The 22072-nt window shown below is 47.8% G+C and carries 17 protein-coding genes and 2 tRNA genes; 12 read left to right on the plus strand and 7 right to left on the minus strand.

The features are described from left to right. The first annotated feature begins 24 nt into the window (after window positions 1–24). A complete protein-coding gene (locus tag FHS56_RS01060) occupies window positions 25–1122 on the plus strand; it encodes a hypothetical protein (protein WP_166918038.1) in 1098 nt (365 codons plus the stop codon). Window positions 1123–1230: 108 nt separating this feature from the next. Here the strand turns inward: FHS56_RS01060 and FHS56_RS01065 are convergent, their stop codons facing one another. Then, the gene (locus FHS56_RS01065; protein WP_166918039.1) at window positions 1231–2148 is read right to left on the minus strand and encodes a DUF6607 family protein; all 918 of its coding nucleotides are present in this window, start codon (window positions 2146–2148) and stop codon (window positions 1231–1233) included. 156 nt (window positions 2149–2304) lie between these two features. Here FHS56_RS01065 and FHS56_RS01070 point away from each other — a divergent pair, with 156 nt between their 5' ends. The 4 genes from FHS56_RS01070 to yidD all read left to right on the plus strand — a co-directional run bounded on the left by FHS56_RS01070 (window position 2305) and on the right by yidD (window position 5978). Next, on the plus strand, window positions 2305–4374 hold the full coding sequence (locus FHS56_RS01070) for a TonB-dependent receptor plug domain-containing protein (RefSeq protein ID WP_166918040.1): 2070 nt from the start codon (window positions 2305–2307) through the stop codon (window positions 4372–4374). A gap of 6 nt (window positions 4375–4380) precedes the next feature. Further along, window positions 4381–4872 (plus strand): DoxX family membrane protein, encoded by a 492-nt coding sequence (locus tag FHS56_RS01075; protein ID WP_208409605.1) that lies wholly within the window; start codon window positions 4381–4383, stop codon window positions 4870–4872. Between the two features lie 36 nt (window positions 4873–4908). Beyond that, window positions 4909–5547: an HmuY family protein gene (locus FHS56_RS01080; RefSeq protein WP_166918041.1), complete on the plus strand. Its 639-nt coding sequence runs from the start codon at window positions 4909–4911 to the stop codon at window positions 5545–5547. 188 nt (window positions 5548–5735) lie between these two features. Continuing rightward, the gene (gene yidD, locus FHS56_RS01085; protein WP_166918042.1) at window positions 5736–5978 is read left to right on the plus strand and encodes a membrane protein insertion efficiency factor YidD; all 243 of its coding nucleotides are present in this window, start codon (window positions 5736–5738) and stop codon (window positions 5976–5978) included. Here the strand turns inward: yidD and FHS56_RS01090 are convergent. Genes FHS56_RS01090 through FHS56_RS01100 form a run of 3 tightly spaced genes read right to left on the minus strand, consistent with a single transcriptional unit; the run spans window position 5975 to window position 10900 of the window. After that, entirely contained in the window at window positions 5975–6544 is a 570-nt protein-coding gene (locus FHS56_RS01090) for a hypothetical protein (protein WP_166918043.1), read from the minus strand. The genes yidD and FHS56_RS01090 overlap by 4 nt on opposite strands. 28 nt (window positions 6545–6572) lie before the next feature. After that, window positions 6573–9842, minus strand: coding sequence for a hypothetical protein (locus FHS56_RS01095; protein WP_166918044.1), 3270 nt, complete (start codon window positions 9840–9842; stop codon window positions 6573–6575). Next, window positions 9839–10900 carry an NAD(P)/FAD-dependent oxidoreductase gene (locus FHS56_RS01100; protein WP_166918045.1) on the minus strand — a complete coding sequence of 354 codons (1062 nt, stop codon included), beginning with the start codon at window positions 10898–10900 and terminating at the stop codon, window positions 9839–9841. Before FHS56_RS01100 ends, FHS56_RS01095 begins: the two co-directional genes overlap by 4 nt. A gap of 76 nt (window positions 10901–10976) precedes the next feature. Here FHS56_RS01100 and FHS56_RS01105 point away from each other — a divergent pair, with 76 nt between their 5' ends. The 3 genes from FHS56_RS01105 (at window position 10977) to FHS56_RS01115 (ending at window position 17205) form a co-directional block, all read left to right on the plus strand. Beyond that, the gene (locus FHS56_RS01105) at window positions 10977–14342 is read left to right on the plus strand and encodes a PD-(D/E)XK nuclease family protein (protein WP_166918046.1); all 3366 of its coding nucleotides are present in this window, start codon (window positions 10977–10979) and stop codon (window positions 14340–14342) included. 62 nt (window positions 14343–14404) lie between these two features. Next, window positions 14405–16378 carry a coiled-coil domain-containing protein gene (locus FHS56_RS01110; protein ID WP_208409606.1) on the plus strand — a complete coding sequence of 658 codons (1974 nt, stop codon included), beginning with the start codon at window positions 14405–14407 and terminating at the stop codon, window positions 16376–16378. 17 nt (window positions 16379–16395) lie between these two features. Continuing rightward, a complete protein-coding gene (locus tag FHS56_RS01115; RefSeq protein WP_166918048.1) occupies window positions 16396–17205 on the plus strand; it encodes a hypothetical protein in 810 nt (269 codons plus the stop codon). 17 nt (window positions 17206–17222) lie between these two features. On the opposite strand, the gene murI is transcribed toward FHS56_RS01115, so the two are convergent. After that, complete coding sequence (gene murI, locus FHS56_RS01120; protein WP_166918049.1) at window positions 17223–18032, minus strand: glutamate racemase; 810 nt, start codon at window positions 18030–18032, stop codon at window positions 17223–17225. A 58-nt stretch (window positions 18033–18090) separates the two neighbouring features. On the opposite strand from murI, the gene FHS56_RS01125 reads away from it, so the two are divergent. The 3 genes from FHS56_RS01125 to FHS56_RS01135 are packed head-to-tail and all read left to right on the plus strand — an operon-like array spanning window position 18091 to window position 20108. Continuing rightward, window positions 18091–18867 (plus strand): hypothetical protein, encoded by a 777-nt coding sequence (locus FHS56_RS01125; protein ID WP_166918050.1) that lies wholly within the window; start codon window positions 18091–18093, stop codon window positions 18865–18867. A 16-nt stretch (window positions 18868–18883) separates the two neighbouring features. Beyond that, window positions 18884–19642, plus strand: coding sequence for an SDR family NAD(P)-dependent oxidoreductase (locus tag FHS56_RS01130; RefSeq protein WP_166918051.1), 759 nt, complete (start codon window positions 18884–18886; stop codon window positions 19640–19642). Beyond that, entirely contained in the window at window positions 19620–20108 is a 489-nt protein-coding gene (locus FHS56_RS01135; protein ID WP_243844119.1) for a DUF2214 family protein, read from the plus strand. Before FHS56_RS01130 ends, FHS56_RS01135 begins: the two co-directional genes overlap by 23 nt. A 36-nt stretch (window positions 20109–20144) precedes the next feature. On the opposite strand, the gene FHS56_RS01140 is transcribed toward FHS56_RS01135, so the two are convergent. Next, window positions 20145–20221, minus strand: a tRNA-Asp gene (locus FHS56_RS01140). A gap of 440 nt (window positions 20222–20661) precedes the next feature. Continuing rightward, window positions 20662–20738 (minus strand) — tRNA-Asp (locus FHS56_RS01145). A 197-nt stretch (window positions 20739–20935) separates the two neighbouring features. Here FHS56_RS01145 and FHS56_RS01150 point away from each other — a divergent pair. Beyond that, complete coding sequence (locus FHS56_RS01150) at window positions 20936–21820, plus strand: cell division protein FtsX (RefSeq protein WP_166918052.1); 885 nt, start codon at window positions 20936–20938, stop codon at window positions 21818–21820. Window positions 21821–22072 lie beyond the last annotated feature (252 nt).

The following is a 22072-nucleotide window of genomic DNA, read 5'->3' on the forward strand; positions in this document are numbered from 1 at the left end:
AATTTTAAGAACTCAAACAAAGTTATGAGCGAGGAGCGTGTAAAACAACTACAGCCTTACTGGGAGGCATGGATAGCATCCTTTATAAAAGAGGTTTATAGCCGCAAAGAGTACGTGGAGGGAGAAGAGTTGCTGCGGCTCACCCCCATAGAAGCACTCAATAAGCTGCTCATCAAGCAACTGTTTGACGAGTGGCGCCAAGCCATAGAGCAAAGCAAAAGTGCTTATTTCGACTATGAACACCCAAGAGTAAAAGCTGCTCTGCAAGAGTATGCCAATGTACTGTCTTACCATATCAAAATAGATGCGGAAGCCATGCGTCGCCTCTTGCACCGCACACTGCCGCTCTATGTGATGCTTTTGTTTTCGCCCTACCATTTCTTTGTCCACTTCTTCGAACACAACCCCGTGCCTATTCTGGGGGTAGAAGAACTGAAAAAGCAGCTGAAGTATATCAAACACTATGATTTTTTGTTGCAGGCACTCATCGAGCGCATGGAGCAGCAGCGTATGCAGGCATTGCCTCCCATCGCCCTTTTGGGCTTGTTCAAAGTGGTGTATGAACAATTGGGCAACCGGCTAGTCTTAGATTCCGAAGCTATAGCCGCCTTTTTGGATATGATAGGATATACCGACGAACAAGCACTACAAGAAAAACCCGGCATGGAGCAGCCTACAACTGAAAAACTATACAGTCCGGAGACAAAGCAGACAATGGAGGCAGACCGAGAAGCCGTAAAAGAGAGGCAGGAAGAGCCAGCACCCATACAACTAAACGAAGATGAGCAGCATGATGCCGGAGCAGAAGAGGAAGATGATTATTATGGCGGTCTGAATGAGCGCTTCAAACAAAGGGTTTCGCATAACATCAATTTGAAACTACCTCAGACGCAGCACCGCAGCCTTCGCGACATCATCAGCCTCCACGAGCGCTTTATGTTTGTCGAGCAGTTGTTTGCAGGAAGTTACCATGCTTATCAACAATTGATTCAAGAGATAGAAAAGGTAGATGACTTGCAGTCTGCCATGAAGCTACTGCGCCGCTGTGCTCAAGAAAAAAACTGGAAGCCATCCGAAGCCCTCGATGCGCTGGAAGCGGCAGTGAAGCGGGCTTTTGGGTGAATGTCGCCATTGGGCAAGTGGTGCTCCTCAAATAAAAAGACGGGCAAAGGAAGCCTTTACCCGTCTTTGCTGTTTCTGAATGAACGTTGGCAGAGTTCATTAGCTGGCTTAAAGAGCTTTTACAACGGCAAGAATGAGACCATCTGCGCGCTGTCGGGCAGTGTCAAAGTCTATTTCGCCGGTAGTGTATGCTTTCTCTATCTCGAGAAAATGTTTATACAAGGGCTCACCTTGATGTGTTTCTACTATTTTAAACACCCTTTTGTCTTTGAGGTGCCGTTCCCAGCTTTGGCGCACCATCTGCCAGTACGCTTGGTGCTTTTTCCACCACTCTTGGGCAAGGCGGCAGCGTTCATCGCTCACCTTTCTGTATTCGTTCCATCCTTTTTCTTGGGCAATGAGGCGGTCGCCGGCTTCGGTGCGCAAAATTTTGTGGTTGTCTTGTTCATGTACCCAGCCATAGGGGGTAATTTCGTGGCGATTGCGTCGCAACATGATATTGTAATCCTTGCGCTTGGTGAACTCGCGGCGTGGTAAGGGAGCGTAGGCTTGGCTTTCCCAATAGTGACGCCCGTCAAGATGTACCCAGCTGGCAATACCTGCGTAGCGGGGGGCGTCGTCGATTTGTGTCACCAACTGTACCCACTGCCCTTTGAGAGGGCTTATGTTTTGTTTGCGGAACTGCTGTGCGCCTTCATAACTGAGAAGCTCCGAAGGTTCGTAGAGCCAGTCTTGCCGCCAGTGTTTGACAATCATGCTATCGCCGACAATGAGCAGATGCTGCAGTACTATCTTGCCTTTGCTTTCTTCTATGACCTGCACCCATTCTAAACCACCACTTTGATAGTTGTCGTGGAACTGATAGTTTTTGTCAGGAGAAAAGGTTTCTGCAAAATTGAAGGTTACTTCATAGCAGCCGCACATGCTTTTGATAGCTTCGATGTCTTCTTTTTTTTGTGCGAGCGCGCTGCTGCCATACAATACACAGGCAGCCGCTAGTGATGTTTGTAGCCATGATTTTAGCATAGTCCTATTGTTTTTGATGGGTTTACAAAGGCAAAGTTAATCTTAATTTAGACTTAATCCAAATAATTTTTAAAATTTATTTGGACTAAATAAAAATAGTCTTATCTTTGCATCGTCACTCACGACACAAACATCGCTCAACTTAACTGTAAAAAGATGAAAGAAAGATTATGGGTGGTAGGCATGCTTGTAGCTACTCATGTTACGCAAGCGCAGCAGCTCGATTCTCTCATAAAAGAATATGAGCTGCAAGAAGTGGTAGTTTCTGCTAGTCGTTTGCAGCGAGAGCTTCACACTGTATCGGTACCCATACAAACTATAAACGCAGAAGATATTCTTCGTGCGGGCTATTTGCGCTTGCAAGATGCCCTGCAGGAGCAAACCGGCTTACAGCTTGTTTACGACCATGGGGTAGGCTTGCAAATGCAAGGCTTGGATGCCGATTATACGCTCATTATGATAGATGGCGAGCCTCTGATTGGACGTACCGCCGGCACCTTCGACCTCTCGCGCTTGAATATTACCGACATCAAACGCATAGAAATCATGCGTGGACCTTCGTCGGCAGTTTATGGCTCGGAGGCATTAGCGGGTGTGATTAACATCATTACGGAAGAAGAGGAAGCGCTGCCTTGGCGATTGTCGGGTATGGCTCGTTATGGCAGTCGAAATACAAGCAATTTTCAGCTGAAAGCTACCACTACATCCACCAAGCTGAGTACTTCATGGTCTGCCAACTACTACGGTAGTGCTGGTTATGACTTTACGCCGGAAACTTATGGACAAACCGCCCCCCCTTTCATGAACTATACGCTTAGGGGCGGAGTAGCTTACGACCTTTCGCCGGCATGGCGTGTGCACACGCGGGTGCGTCTCTACGAAGACTTTGTAAAAGACGCTTACGAGTCTTTCGGAGAGCGCTTCGATGGCAAGGGTTACGTGGCAGATAAAAATGTATATACTGCCGTAGAGTGGACGCCTACCGGGCGCGCCTTTTGGCAATTCAGAAACTATTTTACGACCTACCACACCAGCGCCTCATATTGGCAGAAAGACAGTGGGGAGGAAACAGACCATTCTTTCTTTCGACAGCTGTATTGGCGTCCTGAGCTGTTTGCTAAATACGACTTAGCACAGGAGCACACGCTTTCCGGTGGGGTAGGTACCAACCGTGAGCAGGTAAGTGCCACGCGTTACGAGGGAACTCGTCGTTTGTATAACCTCTACGCTTATGCACAGCACGAATGGAGCCGAGGTCGGTGGCATATGCATACGGGGGCGCGCTTCGACCATCATAGCATTTATGCAGGGCAGTTGTCGCCCAAGTGGGGGATTCGCTACAATCAAGACCGCTGGAGCCTGCGTGCGTCTGTGGGGCGGGGCTATAAAGCACCTGATTTCAGGCAGCTGTATTTGAACTTTACAAATAATGCAGCCGGTTACACGGTGTTGGGCACCGAAGAGGTGCGCCAAGGAATGGAGCGACTATTGGCGCAAGGCTTGATTGCTGAAATACTATTGCCTCCTTCACAGGTGGCAAGCTTGAAGCCCGAGCGCTCTTGGGCGTTGAATGTAGGAGGGGAGTGGAGACCTCTGCAAAAGATGAAAGTGGATGTCAATCTTTTCCGAAACATGTTACAAGACATGATAGACACGCAGCCTGTGGCAAGAAGAAATAATGGGCAGTTCGTTTACAGCTACCGCAATTTGCAAGAGGTAATCACACAAGGCGTGGAACTCAACGTTACATATAAACTAAGCACCTATTGGCGCTTGAGTGCAGGCTATCAGTATCTCGATGCTTTTGAGCCTTCGGTAAAGGAGCGCATTCGTGCCGGCGAGATATATAAGCGTGATGCTCAAACGCTGGTTTCACGACGCGTAAAACCCGAAGAGTATGGGGGTTTGTTCAATCGTTCACGGCACAGTGCCAATTTAAAAGTGTTTTACACGCATCCTCGGTGGGAGGCTACTATGCGTTTGATTTACCGCGGGCGCTACGGCTGGGGCGATGCCAACGGCAATTTGATTTTGGACGACAAGTCGGAGTATGTAGATGCTTATGTGCTTTGCAACATGAGTTTTATGTACCACCTGCGGCGCTATACTTTGCAGGCAGGAATAGACAATGCTACTGATTTCCGTAATGAGGCTTTTGTGCCTGCCTTAGCACCACGCACTTTCTGGTTTGCTTTTCAATTTGACATTACCAACCATAAAAAGTAGTTCTCTATGATGTTAAAACAACGTTTCGATTTGCCCACGCTTTTATTGTGGGGGGCGCGCTTTGCCCTAGGTGCCCTGATGATTTGGGGCGGCTTGCATAAGTTTGAGCCACAGCCTACCGCTCAGGAAGCTTTGCAGCGTATCATGGAAGTAAGCCAAAAGCATCCGGACAAAAGCTCACTGATGCTTTATATCTATGGCATGAAGCAAAGCGGCTTTGCTTGGCAACTTTTGGGGTTGGCTGAACTTATAGGGGGCGTCCTGCTTTGCTTGCAAGGCACCGCTTTGTTGGGGAGTGCCGTGCTCTTGCCTATTACCTTGCATATCTTTTTGTTCCATCTGTTCCTGGAGCCAGATGAGCCGGGTGAGGTGCTGATGTCCGGGCTTTACTTCTTAGCAAACCTCCTGTTTATAGGCATACATTACAAGCAGTGGAAGCACTTGCTTTGGATTAAGCCATGGAAGTCAGCAAATGAAAAGCAGGAGGTAAAAGTTTAGGCTTTTGAATTTCAACCAAAAATAAACGTAAGTACTATGACTACAAACATCACAAAAATTGCAGGGATTGTGCTGGTAGCCGTTGCGCTCACTGCCTGCAAAAAAGACGACGCCCCGGCACCTGTCAGCAAAGCCGAGGCAAAGACCATTACCAATTTACATGCCCCCAATGACGTGATAGATCGCCAGACGGGGCAGGTGGTAGAGAAGAAGCCCTTTGTAAAGTTCTCTTTTGCCAAAGGGCAAGCCGTTGCCGACGGTGAGGCATGGGATATTGCTTTTAAGGGAACCACCATCATCGTAAATGGTGGCAGCACCACCTTGGATGAGGTAACAAGAAACGGGCAAGCTGCTGCCGCTATATTAACCGCTGTCTTCGATGAGGTGAAAGCAGTACCCGAAGCGACTGAGTGGAAGCAAGACAGCAATGAGAATTACGCCATACCCAGGGGGGGTGGCAACGGTTGGTATAACTATAACCCCCAAACCTATGTGATTAGCCCTATCCCTGGGCGTGTCTTATTGTTTAGAGATGCGGCGGGCAAAGGATATGCCAAGGTGGAGATTTTGAGTTACTACAAAGATGCGCCTGCCAATCCTAACCCTTTCCAAAACGAGTCGGCTTATTATACATTCAGATATGTATATCAGCCTGCAGGGGTACAGTTTGAATAAGGCTTAATGATGAAGAAGTAAATACAAAAGGGGCAGCCTCTTGGGCTGCTCTTTTTTATCCTTTATGCTGTATGCTGTACAAATACACTTCATTTCACCCCACGCCACATGCTCTTGGTTGGTCATTTTTTGGAAGTTATGTATATTGAATGGCTGATATTTTTCCTCAAGAAAGCTACTTAATAGTTATGCGCACACTGTTGATTGGGATAGTCCGTTTTTATCAGGTGGCTATTTCGCCTTGGTTCCCGGCGGCATGCCGCTATACGCCCACCTGTTCACAATACATGGTAGAAGCAATTCAAAAACATGGTGCATGGCGTGGCGTATGGCTTGGGTTGAAGCGCATCGGGCGCTGCCATCCTTGGGGAGGGTATGGTTATGACCCTGTGCCCGAAAAAGAAGACAAGACAGGCAGCGGAAAAGGCTAAAAGTTTTGGATGGAGTGCCGGCTGTTGTCATCAATATAAAATGCGATATCAGGACTAGTACCCTTATCAGTGTTGCCCAATAAGTCTTGTCGCATGGATATAGTGAGTTTTGCCAGCTCTTCTGATAGCTTGTCTGCCTCTATGCTGCTTATGTTTTGGTCTTTGAATATAAAGGCTACATTTTTTAGAAAAGAATTGTAAGCCTTCAGTACAGGCAAAGAGGCAACAATAGATAACTTATGAGTAATGAACTCGAGGCGTTTTAAGTCTTGAGCAGAAAGATGCTCTTGTATAGAGTACTTTTCCAGTGTGTGGATGATTTCTTTATACACCTCCGACTTCATCTCCAGGTATTTTGTCTGCTGCTCTTTGGACAACTCAAGCTCTGTTTGTTTGTTTAACAGCAGTGCCGTGATGGAAACTGTTGCCAGTGTGCCCAAAATGATGAGGATGAACTCCTGCAAGAATGGATTGGTTATGTGTGTGTAGCCATAGCGCAAAAACAAATAGGCGACAGCGAATAAAAATATGTTCAGCGCATAGTATCCGAGGGCACTTTTTTGCATAGCCTTAATACCTTATATAAATAAAGGTTTAAAAATCATAGCCCAAAGTGAAATAATAGCGAGGCTTATCCGATACAATGAAATCGTTTACACTCCACGCGGCATCTACTTTTAAATAGTATCCCAGTAAATAGGTGCGCACTCCCCAGCCGAAGCCCATGAGATAGGGGTTTTTGTAGTTGCGTACAATGACCTCAAAGGTTTGTCCGTCGCGTACAATATAGGTGTTGATGTCGTTGTTGCGCTCCCATGGACCTCTGTCGTTCCATGTGGCACCAGCATCATAAAAGCCTATGAACTGCAGGTTGCGGAAAAATCTGGACTTCACCGTTTCGCGGAAGATATATTTTATCAAAGGCAGGCGCAACTCAGCATTGAATACGAAGAACTGCCTGCCAGAGGCGGCGTTATAGTCGAAACCGCGCAGGTTGGTAGCGAACTCATGGAAAAGCAGGTCGGAATTGCCTATGCCGGGTTCGACCCTTAGTGGGTTGCCGCTTAGGCTACCGCCACCGGTTTGTGCTCCCATCCAGTTGTCCATGCCGCCCAGCATGAATTGTTTCGGTGCTTTGCCGCCAAAATGCCCATAAGCAAAGCGGGTAGCCAAGACAATTTCACGGTCCAGAGACTGATAGTGGCGCAGGTCTACAAACAACTTATCGAAGCTTTTTTCTATGTTGCCTCCCATACCCAAGTTCTGCTCGTAGCTTACCATGGCGCGGCTTCCTTGCAACATGTTCATGCCGGATGAAACGGTATTGTCGAACACCAATTGTCCTTTCAGGTGTACGTAATCGTCGCGCACATCGGGGTTAGACAATACGCCTATGTCGGTAAAACGCGTGTTCATGTATCCGGCAAAACCTTCCATGCGCAGCGCATTGGTAAAGGGTAGGGCGATGCGTCCCACGATTTTATTTAAAGAATAGCGGTGAATCAGGTCGCTGTTCGATACAAAAATGCTTTTTCTGTCGTAGCGGGCGCCTACATCTATGCGTTTGCCCAAATAGTTGTATTCAGCAAAATAGTTGCTGCTTTTCAGGTCGGTGATGCCCAGAATGCCCGCGTGGAAGTTGTGGTTTTCGAGCATATCGGCAAGGCGCACCTCAAACAACAGCCCGAAGCCCCGCAGAGGGTCTATAAGAGGGGTGGTTACGGTTTGTTCTGCCGTAAAGCGTGGCTCATAGGGAAATACCCCTTTAATGGTAACCTCTTTTTTGGAGCTTTGTGCTTTCTTTATGAGGCGGCTGATTTGATTTTGTTCATTTTGACGGTTGCTTTGTTTGAATTCTTTGACAATCTGTGGGTCAAACACATAATTGTCGAAGGACCAGTTTTCTGGGTCATAAGCAGGTAGCGTGTCTTGCGCGATTTTTTGAAGACTATCGGCGGAGAAGTTATTGACAGGGGGCGCGTCTTTTTTCTTTTGGGGCGTGCTGGCACGGTAGCCTTTGCTTCGGAGCAACTGTAGGCGGTAGGTCTCGGGAGCAGCTGCTTTGGGCGAGAGTTCGGCATTACGGTCCAACACCAAGCGCTCTTTGAGTTTACGACTGCCGAAATAGCGGATAGCAAGATTGCCTTGCGCCACACTGAAAGCACGCAGGTCGTGCAGGCTGTTGGTCAATATTTCTTGTTTGCCATTTTGCAGATTGAGCCTGTACAGATTGTTGATGCCATTCTCATTGCTTAAATAATATACCCATTCCAAGTCGTGGCATTCTGGTTGTGTTTCTTGGGCATTGGAATAGGTAAGTTGCGTAAGCAGTTCTTCCGATATCTTGGGGTTGTAGAGGAAAAGATTGTAGTCGTCGTTTAGGTCTTTGTAAGTAGCGGGCGGCAGATTGAGCGTATCGTTGGGGCGGTTCGAAGAAAAGATGATGATGTCGTTGGAGTTGCCTACAAATACGGGGTCACGGTCGTCGTAAAGGTCGCTTGGAGTTACTTTTTTCAAAAACTGTTCCTTAGTGTTGTAAATATACACGTCGTTTACCCCCGATTCTATGTTGGCAACCCCGCGGCGGTCGGCGCTGATGGCAAAGTGGGTGGCATCGGCAGAGATGTCAAAGCCCACGATTTGGTTGAAGAACTCGAACGTTTGCGCATACACGGGTTTCTTTTTGCGGCGTTTGTCTAAATGAAAGACCTCAATACGCGACTTGCCTTTTTTCATGAAAGCCACTCCCAGCTTGTGGTTGTCGGACCACGCAATGAGGGGGATTTGTTTGTTGAAACGTTGAGTATATACTTGAAAACCACCCCGCATGATTACTTTTTTGCGTTGGCGGCGCAGGTCGCGCACCACTACCTTATAGCGTCCGCGTTGGTTGAGTGTGTAGGCTACATAGCGCCCGTCGGGGCTAAGTTTCACTTGCCATAAGGCATATTTGTTGTTGCGGTTGCCATTGAGCACCTTATCGTATTTTATGGGCTCGTATTGCTTGCGGGCTTTGTCGCTTATTTCGGTGTAGAAGTTGCGCCACTCTTTGACCAAGTCGCGAAAGGGTTTGCCCAAAGTGTTTTGAAACGCCAGTTCCTCGTCGCGAGTGATGCGTGTCAGGTTTAAGATGCTTGCGATGTGGTGCTCGCCGTATTTTTGTGCTATAAAATTCCAAAACGACTGCCCCACCAAGGTAGCGTCATCGCCCACGCTGCGGTTGGGGTGCCTTATTTTGTTGCTGCGGATAGCCGTACGCATGTAATCATCCATTTCTTGACTCCAGCCGTAGGCAGCATAGGCACTCATGCCGCTCAAATACCATTCGGGCAGGTTGAAAATCTGTGCCGATTGCAGCATTTCGCGGAAACCGGTGCCGTACATCATCTCATTGAGCAGCACTTGGGCGATGCCCTTCGATATCTCTTGTTTGAAAGCGTAGAGACTGCCCGTAAAGGGTACTTCTATGATAGGACGTATAAAATTGACTTGCCCACCTATAGACAGCAGCTCGGTATTCAGTCCCACATTGCTTTGCATCAGGTCGGTAACCGAGTTGTAGATAAAGAGCCGTATTTTTTGCGTGGGACTATAGCCTATTAGGTCGGCAATGCGATTGAACTCTTCCTCTGCGTATAGAATGGCGAAGTCGGAAAGACGGCTGCCATATTCGTAATAATAAAACTCGAGATTGGGCGAGGTCTTGAAGCGCCATTCGAAGTCCTTGAACTGCACACGATTTTTATTGAAAGGGCGTTGGGTCATGCCTTCGATAAACTGCGCTTGGCTGTGCCACATTGGGCAAAACAAACAAAGGGTAAGGCAAATGATAAGCAAAGGATAAGTGATGCTTGTACGCTTCATTGCTTTGAAAAATATTTGGATATGTTTACTTCTTCGTGCAAAGGTTTTCGATTTTCAATATACTCATAAAATTTTTGAGCAAAAAAAGGTGCAAGTGAAATTCCTTTGCTGCCCATGCCATTGAAAATGCCCAAGGCAGGATATTGCGGATGCAGCCCCACAAAAGGGCGGCGGGGACGTGTCGCTGGGCGTATGCCGGCTTTCTGCCCTGTGATTTGAAAGGATACAGTAAGCAGATTTTGCGTCTTTTGACATAGCTCTTCGCGTGCTTGTGCGGTAGGTATTTCATCCAGAGGGTTCCATTGATAGGTAGCTGCTACGCGGGCGTGCCCTTCTTTGGCAGCAGGAATCACCGACACCCCTTGGTTGATGATGAAAGGTAGGGGTTCGGCTAAGGCGATGTCCAAAATTTCGCCTTTCACGCAATTGAAAGGCAGCTTTTGGAAGAAAGGATTGAACCGTCCGTGTGCTCCTTCGCAAAAGATAAGGTAGCGCGCTCGGTACTGCCCATAACGCACCCCTTGCCCTTCAGCTAAGATTTCCAAGCGGCTATAATCGAACACCTCGTCGCGCAGCGCTTCCCTTTGGCGCAGATAGTCGGCATAACGGTCAAGCAATAAATTGGTATCTACGTAGCCAGCGTGCAGGGTCTCGAGCCCACCGTAAGGCGCCGGCGTATAACGACGGTAAAAAGTATCATCCGTATCGGTGCGCAGCCACGTTTCCAGAGTCGTGCTGCGTGCCATCCAGTCGTTTTGTTCCTGCACGCTGCGGTAGGGACGGTAAATCACCGTAGGATAGAAGAAGCGCATGCCTAAGGTTTTTTCCATTTCCGGATAAAAACGCTGTAAAAAAGGAAATAGCTCTTCTGCTAGCCATGTTTTTTTGAGTTGTTTGCCCGTAATAGGATTGAACAAACCTGCCGCTACTCGTGTGGCAGCCGAATGCCGGGGGCTTGCTATGACCAACACGCGTTTGCCTTTTTGGAGGAGTGTGTAAGAAAGTACCGTGCCTGCAATCCCTTGCCCTACAATCAGAAAGTCGTATGCATTTGCCATAAAGCGCTGCTTTTTCGAAGGTGAAGTTACAAATTTTACTTTCTTGTCTTATATTCAAGCAAAGCATGGATTCGTGATGAAACAAATAGCTGCTATTGATAACTGCCTTGACAAGGCACTGGTTAAAAAACTTTTGGAGAAACAAGCCCAACAAAAAGCCAAAGGGGATGAGGTGATTTTCTTGCTGCCTACCAAGCGCGCCGTGATTGAAATGAAAAAAATAGCAGGCGACGACATAGAAGCCTATGCATGGGAAGATTTTATGTTGCAACAAGCCGCCAAAAAGTTGGGCGTAAAAACCACACAGGCAGGCGGTGTGCCGGGACCTGCCCCAGAGCCGCAACTGCTCATTTTGCTGTATAGTTGTCTAAAAAATCAGCTGAAAGAGCAGGTGTCTGAACTATGGCATGACGAGGAGGAAAAGACACAGGCAACCGAAGAAGAAGCGCAGCAAGAAGTGCAACAGGTTTTGAACGAGCGTATTGCGGCTTTCCTTGCGCTTCTCTTGAAAGACCTCATCGCACTCGACGAAGCCCTGATGGATGTCCATTCCGTCTTGGACAATCTGAAAGATATTAAAAACCTCGAATATTTGTCGCTTGCATGGAACGACCCCGCCAAGTTGAAAGAGGCGCCCCCTTCGGTGCGGCGGCAAGTACTGCTCTATCGTAGCTTGCCTGAGGTATATGAACAATTTCGCAAGCAGTGTGAAGCAAGAAAAATCGCCCATAAAGGGCAGCTGTGGCGTGCATGGGCAGAAAATGCCTTGGAATGGTTCGAGGCTGCCCCCGGCGATTACTGGATAGTAGCCGGCTTGAGTGAATTGAGCCGCGCAGAAATAGAGGTGTTGAGAAAGCTGCAAAAAGCCCAAAAATTGCAGATATACTGGGAGTCGGACGTCTATTATCACGAGCCCGAGCCAGAAAGAAAACTACCTGCCTACAAAGATTGGCATCCGATTGGTGAGCGTCTGAGGCACTTCTGCAACAGCACCGGCGCCGGTGAAGAAGCTCTCATCCTCGGCAACAGCTTGGCACAAGGTACCAAAGACTTTTACTTTGTGTCTGTGCCTATGGCTTCTATGCAAGCCCATTTGGTGTGCAATTGTTTGCGGGGAAAAGATGAAATTGCCCACGCCTTGGGCTTGGACCCTTCCCTGACAACGGGCATTGTGTTGGTCGATACCTATTTACTGCCTGTTTTTGCCAGAGCTTTGGCACAAGAAAATCCTTCGATATCGATGGGGATAGCCCTTACCAGTACCCCCGCCTACCAGCTTATGCAGGCGATATTTCAGCTGCATTTCAACGAGCAGTGGCGAGTACACAAAATAGAAATGCAAAAGCAAACCGACGAAAGCCAGCAGCCACTGAGCAGCCAAGCGTCGTCAGCAGTGTCAGACATCGGAGCAGAAGAGATGAACGCCAAAGAACCAAAAGAGCGCCGTGTGCTCTGCTATTACTATGCCGACGTCAGCGCTGTGCTCACGCATCCCTACATATACAGCCTTTTGAATACACGCCTCGCAACCGAAGGGGTAAGCACTCATGTTCATGCGCAAGACCTCATACAGCTGTTTTTGAAACAAATGACAGCCGCGCGCCATGCCTATATCAGCAAAACCGAGCTGACGAGGTTTGCAGAGGCAGCCATTGAAGCTGTCAAGGCAAATAAACAACAGCTGTCTGACGCAGAGTGCGAAAAAACAAAAGACATATTTACTACGCTTATCAACGAATTGTTCGACTATTGGAAACAAGGCACAGGCACCGAACGGGCACTGCAAATGCTCAAGTCGCTGACAACACAGCTGCTTGAGGTGATGAAACAGGAGGAAAGCACCTTGGCTCAATTGAATGCAAGCCACCTCGAAGAAATACAAAAGATATTGGAAGAAATGGAATACCTTCTCGAAGAGGTACCTGAAGATACGGTAGCCGTCTCGCTGGGCTTCTTCCGTGGTTTGTTTCAACAAATGACTTATGACCGTTTCATTTATTCCGATATTTCGCCCGATAGCAACACCAAAATCCATTTGCTGGGCTTATCTGAATCTCGCCTGCTCAGTTTCGACCAGTTGATATTTGTAACTGCCAATGAAGGTTACCTGCCGGCAGAGACAAAATTCCATTCTCTGCTGCCTTATAGTTTTCATGCAAGCAGCGCTTTGCCCCTTCCCGAAGAGCAAATCCTTAAAACTACACAAGATACCTATCGCTTGCTGCACCATGCGCGCAAAGTGGTTATGATATATGTAGATGACGAAAACTATGAACCCAGCCGCTACCTCTATCAGATAGAAGACGAACTGCAGGTCTATAACAAGAATATTCAGTTGACCAAAATAAGAGTTGCGCCACCTGTTGCCAAGGCAAAGCCTGAAGAACAGCTAATCATCGAGAAGCATGAGGCTATCATCCACAGCATCAAAAACTACCTCGAAAACAAGGGGCTTTCGCCTACAGCGCTCGATGCTTATTTGTCTTGCAATCTTCGTTTTTACTTTTCTTATGTTTTAGGTTTTCGCAGGGAAGAGGAAATAAACGATGAGCTGGAAGACAACGAATTCGGAACGGTATTGCACGCTGTGCTTGAGCGCATTTTTGGCTACTACAAAGGCAAAGAAGTAACTCAGGCAGAGCTGCACAAATGGCTAAGCCCGACAATAGAAGACGAGTCAGAAGGTGGTAAAGGAAAGCCTATCATCGCCAGCTTCGTTGAAGAGGAACTACACAAAAGAGGGCAAAACAACGAAGGCAGTGGCTTATTGGCAAAGGTGGCACTGGAAGCTTTGATTGAGCGTTTCTTGAAACTGCAAATACAGGAGATGAACAACCAACAGTGGAAGATAGAGGCGCTGGAAGTAAGCATGGAGAATGAAAATAGCATTGTGTTGCCGGTAGATGTACCGGGTGTGGGGCATGTAAAGGCGCGCATCAAGGGAACCATAGACCGAGTGGACAAGCGCACCGACCTTCTCACCAAAGAAGATGCTTACTACGTGATAGATTACAAGTCAGGACAGGTAAAAGCTGAGAAGTTAGAAATTCCCAAGAACAAGCCATTGTCATTAAGAGATATTTTTTCCTATCAAGAGGAAAAGTCAAACATTGACTACTCTAAAATCCGTCAACTACTCATCTATACCTATCTTTACCTTCATCACTTGCGCAACCACGAGGGGAGGGAAGAACTACCTGCACGAGTATATGCCGGTATTTACTCATTCCGAAATATGACAGAAGGACTGCTGCTGCTGAAAAAGCAATCTGTCTGGGATATACAGCAAGAAGAAAAAGAGCTCAAAGAGTCTCTTGAGGCAGTAGTTAAAGACATGTTGGATACGAGTAAAAAAATTAAGAAAGTAGAGGACGAGCGTCATTGCAAATACTGCGACTACAAGGTAATCTGTCAAAGAAAGATAAAAGAAAGCAGTTATTAGCCGTTGTCATGTTTGGTCTTTGTTCTTATTTTGCAAAGTGTTAAGATGAGTGCAAAATGGACATGAAAGAAAAAGAAGGGGCTCAATTGCCCGTTGAGAAGCTGTCTGGAGGGGCAGATACCGTAGCAGAGAATGCCCATGTAGAAAATGTGGAGCCCTTCATGGAAGAGGACCCTTGGTTGGAAAAAGAAGCATCAAACACACATGCAACCGGAATCGGCGATGAACCTTCGGAGCCCGTGCCCGGTTTTCCGCCTATGGAGGTACCGGAGCAATCCCCCTTGCCTGCCACCGACGAATACAAACAAGGTTTTTGGATAGGCTATTTGCAGCTCGACAAGCAGAACTACGAGGGGTGGTTTACTGAGCAGATGCGCATCGCCGCCCTTGAAAAAGAGCAAGAACAACTGCAGCAACGCCTACAACAACTGCAGCAACAGCTGCCACAAGCCAAAGAGGCTTGCCTGAAGCTGCAAACAGAAATAAACGGAATAAAACACCGGCTGGAGTACGAGCAAAAGCAGTTTGAGCGCCGTAAGCAAGCCTATGAGCGTGTGTGCGAAGAAGAAGAAGAGTATCTGAAGGAACGGGCAAGCTTACGCCATAGATATTCTTTACTTGCTGGCATCCTGTTTTTTATTGCCGGTTTCATATTCATTGCCGGCGACCTCATCATTTCGCACGAGATTGTAGCCTATGCGCTCAACATCAAAAACAGTCTGGAAGCATGGAGCTTTGCTGTAGGCTTGGCTATGGTTTCTGTGCTGTTGAAGCCCGCCTACGACCGCTTGATTGAAATCCCCTACAACCAAAGCAAAAGCAAAAGCGCCAAAACCATTTATGTAGTATTCAAACTGTTGATGGTAGCTTTTACGGTGGTTACCCTGCTTGTATTGGGCTTCTTTCGTTACGAAGCCTACAAAACCGACCGCCTAAAACAAAGTTTAGCACAGCGCATCCTGCAACTGCAAGCCTCGGATGAGTTGACACCCGAGCAGCTGCAAGCGCTCGACGCCTTGTCGGCACAAGCCGGCGAGCTGGACAACCGGCTGGTAAACAGCGAAATGGGGCTTTTGTCTTTCGTCTTCTCGGGAGTACTTTTTGCTATTGCCGCTGCGGTGTGTTTAGGTATTAGCTTCCCGGTCTTGGTAGGTTATGCACGCCTTTGGTTTCAGATTCCATGGCGTTTGAAAAAGTTGCAAAAAGCCAAACAAGAAAAGCAGGCAGTAGTAGAGCAGATGGAACAGACCGTGAGCCAAACCCGTTCTCAGTTGGATGCTTTGCAGCAACAGCTACAAATGACTGACCGCCCCGAACAACTGTTAAAGGAAATCAAGGATATAGAAGGGCGTTTGGCGCTTATCGAAGAAGAACTACACCGCCACCGCCTCGAAGAGCGCATCTATCGTTTGGGGCATGGCTATGAGCAGGGGCAGGTGTCGTTGAAGCAAGATAATCAGCGTGTTCAATTCAAAATAAACCACCTGCATAAGCAAATCGCTGAGCTGGAAGATAAAATAAAACAGCGCGAGCAGGAGCTACGCAATACCCAAGCGCTTTTGCGTCAGTGGGAGCAAAAAGAGCAAGCATGGGAAGCAGCCGACCGGCAACACCAGGAGGAAAGCGAGGCTCTCAAAGCACGTATCAAGCAGTTGGAAACCGCGCTGTTTGCTATGGAAGAAAAAAAGCAAATCTTGGAAGCTTCTCTTACAACACGTGAGGAAACAATCTACAGGCTGGAAGAGCAACTGAACAGTATGCGAAAAGAGTTGCGCTATGCCCATGCCGTTGCCGAGAAGGCAAGAGAAGACGCAGAACGCCTGCAAAACGGACAGCAGCCCCAAACACCTAAAAAACCAAGCCAGCGCAGCCGTAAAAACAAACTGCAAACACAGGTTACACAAGAACCGCCGGCAGCACAACAAGAAACGAAAGAAGTCCCGGAAAAGAAAACAACTCGCAAACGCCGGAACATTAAAAAAACACCCAATACAGCAGAGCAGAACCCGGACTTGACTAACGAAGAAACCAATTAGAAAAACAAACTGCATTTATGAGGAATCTTTGCGATGCTTATATCTTTGGCGTGTTGTTGTACTTGCTTGCGGCTTGTGGCGGTGCGCAAGCCCCGCAAACCCCCCCTTCGCCGCCACCAGTGAACTATACCCTGGTGTTTATCGATAAGACTGTATCGGTCAATACCGACGACGACTTCGTGAAAAATAAGTATGAAAAAGCATTGGAGTTGCTGGTTCGTCGCGGCATACAGAAGCAGGGCGACAAGATAGATGTCTATTTCCTGCATGAAAATACCATCCGTGGGAAAGTCTTTTCTTACACCTGCCGGACAGCCATGCCCGATACCACCACTATGAACCCCACCGACGCTGCAATGGCAAAGACCAACTACCACCTTCTGTTGCGTAAGGAGCAAGATAAAGTACTGAAGCGCTGCTTAGAAGCCTTGGCTACGCCCAACGAGAATTACAGCAAGTTATACACCGATTTGTGGACAAGCCTGCATATCATAGACAAGCGGCGTGCGCGCCTGCCACACGATGCCCGCGTGCGCGTCTGTTATTTAAGCGATATGGTGGAAAGCATGCCGGGGAATGGGCGTCGCGACTTCTTCAAAAAGCCACCGTACTCACAAATGCAAGCCATTCAGTATGCAAAAGAGGACTTGCAGCACTTTGCCGATTTAGACCTCTCTGGTGTAGAAGTGTACTATGTACTTCCCTTTTCACCTACTACATCGGCTACACAAAGCAACCCATGGATGATAGCCTACTGGGAGACCATCTTTCAGGGCTTGGATGTAGAGGAATTTGCCGAACTGGAAGAAGAAGCGCAGCTGCCGTAATCAAAAATGATTTTGCACTATTCCCACAGCGGATAAAGCTTGAGCTTGGCATGCTCGCCAAAGAAAATGTCGGTCATCTCTTCGAAGGCAGGCGTATAGTCCGATACAAAAAATTGCGCTTCTCCGCTCAAAGCCCCTGTTTTCTCCAGACCGAAGCTGGCGAGCTTCTGCTTTACGGTCTTGGCTACGATTTCCGAAGAGTCCAAGATGGCTACTTTGTTTTCAAAATAGTTGCTTATCATCTCTTTGATGAGCGGATAATGCGTGCATCCTAAGATGAGGGCTTCGATGTCTTCAAAAGCAGCTTTTTGTAGATAATCGCCAATGACTTGTGCCATGATGGGGTGCCCTGCGTAGCCTTCTTCTATCATGGGTGCCAACAGCGGGGTTGCCATAGCCTGCAGTTGAATGCCTTTGCGCAGGTCGTCTATTTTCTTTTTGTACACGTTGGAGCGCACCGTCTGTTTGGTGCCTATGAGCCCTACTTTTTTTCCTGCATAATGCGTTGCCACATACTCTACCATGGGGTCAATCACGTTGATTACCAATGCCCGATTGCCCACATATTCGCGAAGGAGTTTATATGCTGCCGAAGAAGCCGAATTGCAGGCAATTACTATGGCTTTGCACTCTTGACTCAACAAAAAGTTGACTATTTTGATGGAATATGCTTGAATGGCTTCGGTGGACTTGTCCCCATAGGGCATATGCGCAGTGTCGCCGAAGTAAATAATATCTTCTTGGGGCAGCAGGCGACGGATGGCACGGGTAACCGTTAAACCGCCAATGCCGCTGTCAAAAATGCCAATGGGTGCGTTTGCTTGCATGTAGATTTAAGCTTACCTTTATGCTAATAAAATAACAGGACGTAAACTAAGCAAAAATATGTTAAAAAACGCATGGGCTGTGTGTTTGTTCATAAGCACTTTGTGCGGGGGGCATGTTGCTGCCCAAAAAATGCCCGCCGATACCATATGGCGCAAATACAGTAAAGACAGTGTAGTTTGCGAGTTTTATGCCGGTGAACCTTTTCGTATCCCAAAACAAGAATTTTATCTCACTTTCGACGTAGGCGCAATCGCTTGGACAGGCGCTTCGCTTCCTGCCGACTTCTCAATTAAGCCGCTCAATTCGGGCTTTTATGCCCTAGGCTGGCATAGCCGTTGGCGCTTGGGCGGCGAAGAGGCTCATCATATGGTTTCACTGGGCATAGAAGCGGCTTGGTACAATCATGTCTTTGAGAAAGACCTGCGCATGGAAGTGCAAAACGAAACGCTGCTCATGCAGCCCTTGGGTTTGCCTCTGAAACGCAGCAAGTTTACCATGTTTCAAGGAAGCCTTCCTTTCAGTTATCAGTGGCATGGTATAGACAAAAACAATAACCGCCGGGGATGGAATTTTTCTGTGGGGGGCTTCGTAGGCTATGGGCTTGCCGACTACACCAAAGTAGTATATGAAGACACCAACGGTTACAAACGGAAAGAGAAGCGTACGGGCGAATATTTTACCAAGGCGTTGCGTTATGGAGTGGCTGCATCCTTCGGCAAAGGCGATTGGCAGCTGTTTGCCCGTTATCATCTGCAGCCAGTATTTGAGTCCGGACACGGAGCGCCCGAAGTCCAAACCTTTGTGGTAGGTTTACGCCTGCAAAGGGCAGAATAAAACAACCGATGGCGCTATGTTTACCATAGATTTGTCCACACAAACAGTGCTGCTTACCGGTGCGGGGCGTGGCATCGGCAGGGCTATCGTGGATGCACTGCTTGATGCTGGTGCTTGGGTAATTGCTCACTACCACCGCACCCCCATTGACTTTGAACACCCCAAACTCTGTACCTTATCTTTTAACCTAAACCAGATAGAAGAAATCCCAGCTTTCTGGAATGCCTGTCTCGAGCTGCAGCAACAACACCGCATGCCTTCCATACAAGGGCTTGTGTTGAATGCTGCGGTGGCTTTGAGTGCCCCGCTGGACATGCCCTATGGGCAGTGGCTCGATGCTTGGCAGCAAACCTTGCGGGTGAATGTAACTGCAGCGGCTGCTTTGGCAAAAGAGGTTTTAGCCTATTTCCGTCTGCAGCGCAAAGGGCGTTTTGTGTGGATTGCTTCGCGTGCTGCTTTCCGTGGCGATACACCCGAATACTGGGCTTATGCAGCTTCTAAAAGCGCTATGTTGGGCGTGAGTCGCTCTATTGCCCGTTTTCATGGTAAAGAGGGCATACGCTCTTTTGCTTTGGCGCCTGGCTTCACCATGACCGACATGGCGCAAGACTTTATAGACGCCTATGGTGAAGATTATGTGAAAAACGACATTGCTTTGGAGCACATCACACAGCCGCGGGATGTGGCGCTGTGGGTGCCGTGGCTGCTTAGCGGTCATGCCGACCACGCCACCGGCGCCACCATCGACGTGAATGCAGGCAGTTATATTCGCTAATGATGACTTTACGGTGATGATATACGAATACTTACTTTACAAATACCTGCACTTTGTGGCAGTATTTATGATAGTGGCAGCCTTGGGCATAGAAGCTTTTGCGGTGAAAGCCGTCATGACACGTGCCTGTTTGCGCCGCTTGGCTCTTATAGATGCCATCTACGGCGCAGGTGCCATCTTATTGCTTTTTGCTGGCATGATGCTCTGGTGGAAGGTGGGCAAGCCGGCTGCCTATTACAGTAACAATTATTTGTTTCTGCTCAAAATAGGCTTGTTTGCGCTTATGGGGGTGCTTTCCTTATATCCCACCGTGTTTTTCATAAAACAGCGCAAAGGTGCACAAGAGGAGGAGGTTGTTGTTCCCCGAGCGCTGCGTTGGTGTGTTTATATGGAGCTGCTTCTTTTGTTGGTGATTCCTTTGCTGGCGGTGCTGATGGCGCAGGGCATTGGCTACCTTGTCCCATAAACAAAAAAGCCGGACAAAAGTCCGGCTTTGGTATTTTGGCGGAACGGACGGGGCTCGAACCCGCGACCTCCGGCGTGACAGGCCGGCGTTCTAACCAACTGAACTACCGCTCCTCCGTTTGGGTGATGCAAAATAACAGCATTTCTTTGATACCACCAAAACGATGAAGCACTTTTTTGTGTCGCCCGATTCAGTGCCTTGATTATGAGTGCTATTGGTTAGCGTTTTTTATTGGGCTAAGATGGCGAATGCAGTTGCTCGCCAAGCTCTGGAAAACGAACGAATGCCGTTTAGGTAGGAACGGAAAGGGTAGAGCAGTTTCCGAAGCAGACGACATGCAGGCAGTGTCTGCCTTGTGCGTTTTGTGCTCGGAGCGGTCTTACGCTTGCCGTTGACAGGAAATTACCCAAAAGCACAGGCAAGCATGTAGCAAGTTTTTCCACGATATTGGAAGGCTAACTTAAAAGTGCTGCTATGTTTTGAGACCATGAAAGATGGCGCACCTACAGGCAGTTAAAAAAAAAAGCCGGACAAAAGTCCGGCTTTGGTATTTTGGCGGAACGGACGGGACTCGAACCCGCGACCTCCGGCGTGACAGGCCGGCGTTCTAACCAGCTGAACTACCGCTCCTCCGTTTTGGCGATGCAAATATAGAATGGTGTTTTGAGCTCTGCAAATTTTTGAAAGCTAAAAAATAAAATAATTCTCCAAGCCCTTGATTTTTAAACAAAAAGAAGTTGAAGGGTGAAATATTTTGTGTGCCTTGCAGGCAGAAGGTCTGTACAAAGCAATATATTTTTATCTTTGAGGACATATTTGATTGCTCTATGGCAGTAAAGGAAATAAAATACAAAAAGAAGCGCTTGGGAAGCTTTCCTTTCCTCAATGTGCTGTTGAGTGTTACCATTGCTCTTTTTGTTTTGGGGCTGCTGGGGGCACTTATTTTGCAGGCAAAACGCTTGGCTGAACTGGTAGCACAAAACATAGAGGTGCAGGTGTTTTTGAACAGTGGTGTGGATGAGGCAGAAAGGCAAAAAATAGAAAAAATCATTGCAGCAAAAAATTATGTAGATGCCAATAGCCTTCGTTTTATTTCCAAAGAAGAAGCTGCCAAAGAGCTTATCAAAGAGCTGGGGGAAGACTTTACGGAAATACTGGGCGAAAATCCACTGAAAGACTCCTATGCGCTTCGCATCAAGTCTGGCTTTTACGACGAGCGAAAGCTTAAAAAGATAGCCGAAGACCTCAAGAAAATAAACGGGGTATTTGACGTATCGTATCCACAGTCCATTGCTGCTATCATCAACCGTAATATTGCCACCATCAGTTTTGTACTCTCCTCGCTGGCGCTTTTTCTGACTATCACAGTAGTGATATTGATACACAGCACCATTCGTTTGGCTTTGTTTTCGCAGCGCTTGCTGATTCGCAGCATGCAACTGGTAGGCGCCACCGACGCCTTCGTACGCCGTCCTTTTGTGCGCAATGCCATGCTCATAGGGGCAGTAGGCGGAGTGCTTGCCTGCGCTTTGGTTTATGCCCTTTTGCAATATTTCATAGGTCAAGTGCCGGAAATAGAAATGCTCATGGATTATCGCCTCTTAGGGATTCTCGGGGGCAGCATTGTGCTTTTCGGTGCGCTCTTGTGTGGTTTCAGTTGTTATCATGCCGTAAACAAATACCTCTACAGCACTTTGGATGAGTTGTATTAAAGCAGCCGCAAAAGGCGCTTTCAACGAGGGAGTCCCGCTCCAAAGCCTGCTGCCAGTGGTGCCCAAGCACTTTTTTCTGGAGCTGCTTTCAGATGGGTAATTTCTTGGGCTTGTAGCTTGCTTGCTTCCATGCCGCAGAGAGCGGCTTCCGAGCTATCGGCAACACCGTTTCACAAAGCATAAATGCCGAAATATCGGATTGATTGAAAAAGTAGGGGCTTCCTGACAGGGGAGCCCCGAGAGGTAGATGCT

This window comes from Thermonema lapsum, assembly GCF_011761635.1.
Classification (GTDB): domain Bacteria; phylum Bacteroidota; class Bacteroidia; order Cytophagales; family Thermonemataceae; genus Thermonema; species Thermonema lapsum.

What these genes read in the sequence shown, in the direction of transcription:
- FHS56_RS01060 (WP_166918038.1), top strand. Translation starts at nt 25, where the DNA reads ATGAGCGAGGAGCGTGTAAAACAACTACAGCCTTACTGGGAGGCATGG.
- FHS56_RS01065 (WP_166918039.1), bottom strand. Translation starts at nt 2,148, where the DNA reads ATGCTAAAATCATGGCTACAAACATCACTAGCGGCTGCCTGTGTATTG.
- FHS56_RS01070 (WP_166918040.1), top strand. Translation starts at nt 2,305, where the DNA reads ATGAAAGAAAGATTATGGGTGGTAGGCATGCTTGTAGCTACTCATGTT.
- FHS56_RS01075 (WP_208409605.1), top strand. Translation starts at nt 4,381, where the DNA reads ATGATGTTAAAACAACGTTTCGATTTGCCCACGCTTTTATTGTGGGGG.
- FHS56_RS01080 (WP_166918041.1), top strand. Translation starts at nt 4,909, where the DNA reads ATGACTACAAACATCACAAAAATTGCAGGGATTGTGCTGGTAGCCGTT.
- yidD (WP_166918042.1), top strand. Translation starts at nt 5,736, where the DNA reads ATGCGCACACTGTTGATTGGGATAGTCCGTTTTTATCAGGTGGCTATT.
- FHS56_RS01090 (WP_166918043.1), bottom strand. Translation starts at nt 6,544, where the DNA reads ATGCAAAAAAGTGCCCTCGGATACTATGCGCTGAACATATTTTTATTC.
- FHS56_RS01095 (WP_166918044.1), bottom strand. Translation starts at nt 9,842, where the DNA reads ATGAAGCGTACAAGCATCACTTATCCTTTGCTTATCATTTGCCTTACC.
- FHS56_RS01100 (WP_166918045.1), bottom strand. Translation starts at nt 10,900, where the DNA reads ATGGCAAATGCATACGACTTTCTGATTGTAGGGCAAGGGATTGCAGGC.
- FHS56_RS01105 (WP_166918046.1), top strand. Translation starts at nt 10,977, where the DNA reads ATGAAACAAATAGCTGCTATTGATAACTGCCTTGACAAGGCACTGGTT.
- FHS56_RS01110 (WP_208409606.1), top strand. Translation starts at nt 14,405, where the DNA reads ATGAAAGAAAAAGAAGGGGCTCAATTGCCCGTTGAGAAGCTGTCTGGA.
- FHS56_RS01115 (WP_166918048.1), top strand. Translation starts at nt 16,396, where the DNA reads ATGAGGAATCTTTGCGATGCTTATATCTTTGGCGTGTTGTTGTACTTG.
- murI (WP_166918049.1), bottom strand. Translation starts at nt 18,032, where the DNA reads ATGCAAGCAAACGCACCCATTGGCATTTTTGACAGCGGCATTGGCGGT.
- FHS56_RS01125 (WP_166918050.1), top strand. Translation starts at nt 18,091, where the DNA reads ATGTTAAAAAACGCATGGGCTGTGTGTTTGTTCATAAGCACTTTGTGC.
- FHS56_RS01130 (WP_166918051.1), top strand. Translation starts at nt 18,884, where the DNA reads ATGTTTACCATAGATTTGTCCACACAAACAGTGCTGCTTACCGGTGCG.
- FHS56_RS01135 (WP_243844119.1), top strand. Translation starts at nt 19,620, where the DNA reads ATGCAGGCAGTTATATTCGCTAATGATGACTTTACGGTGATGATATAC.
- FHS56_RS01150 (WP_166918052.1), top strand. Translation starts at nt 20,936, where the DNA reads ATGGCAGTAAAGGAAATAAAATACAAAAAGAAGCGCTTGGGAAGCTTT.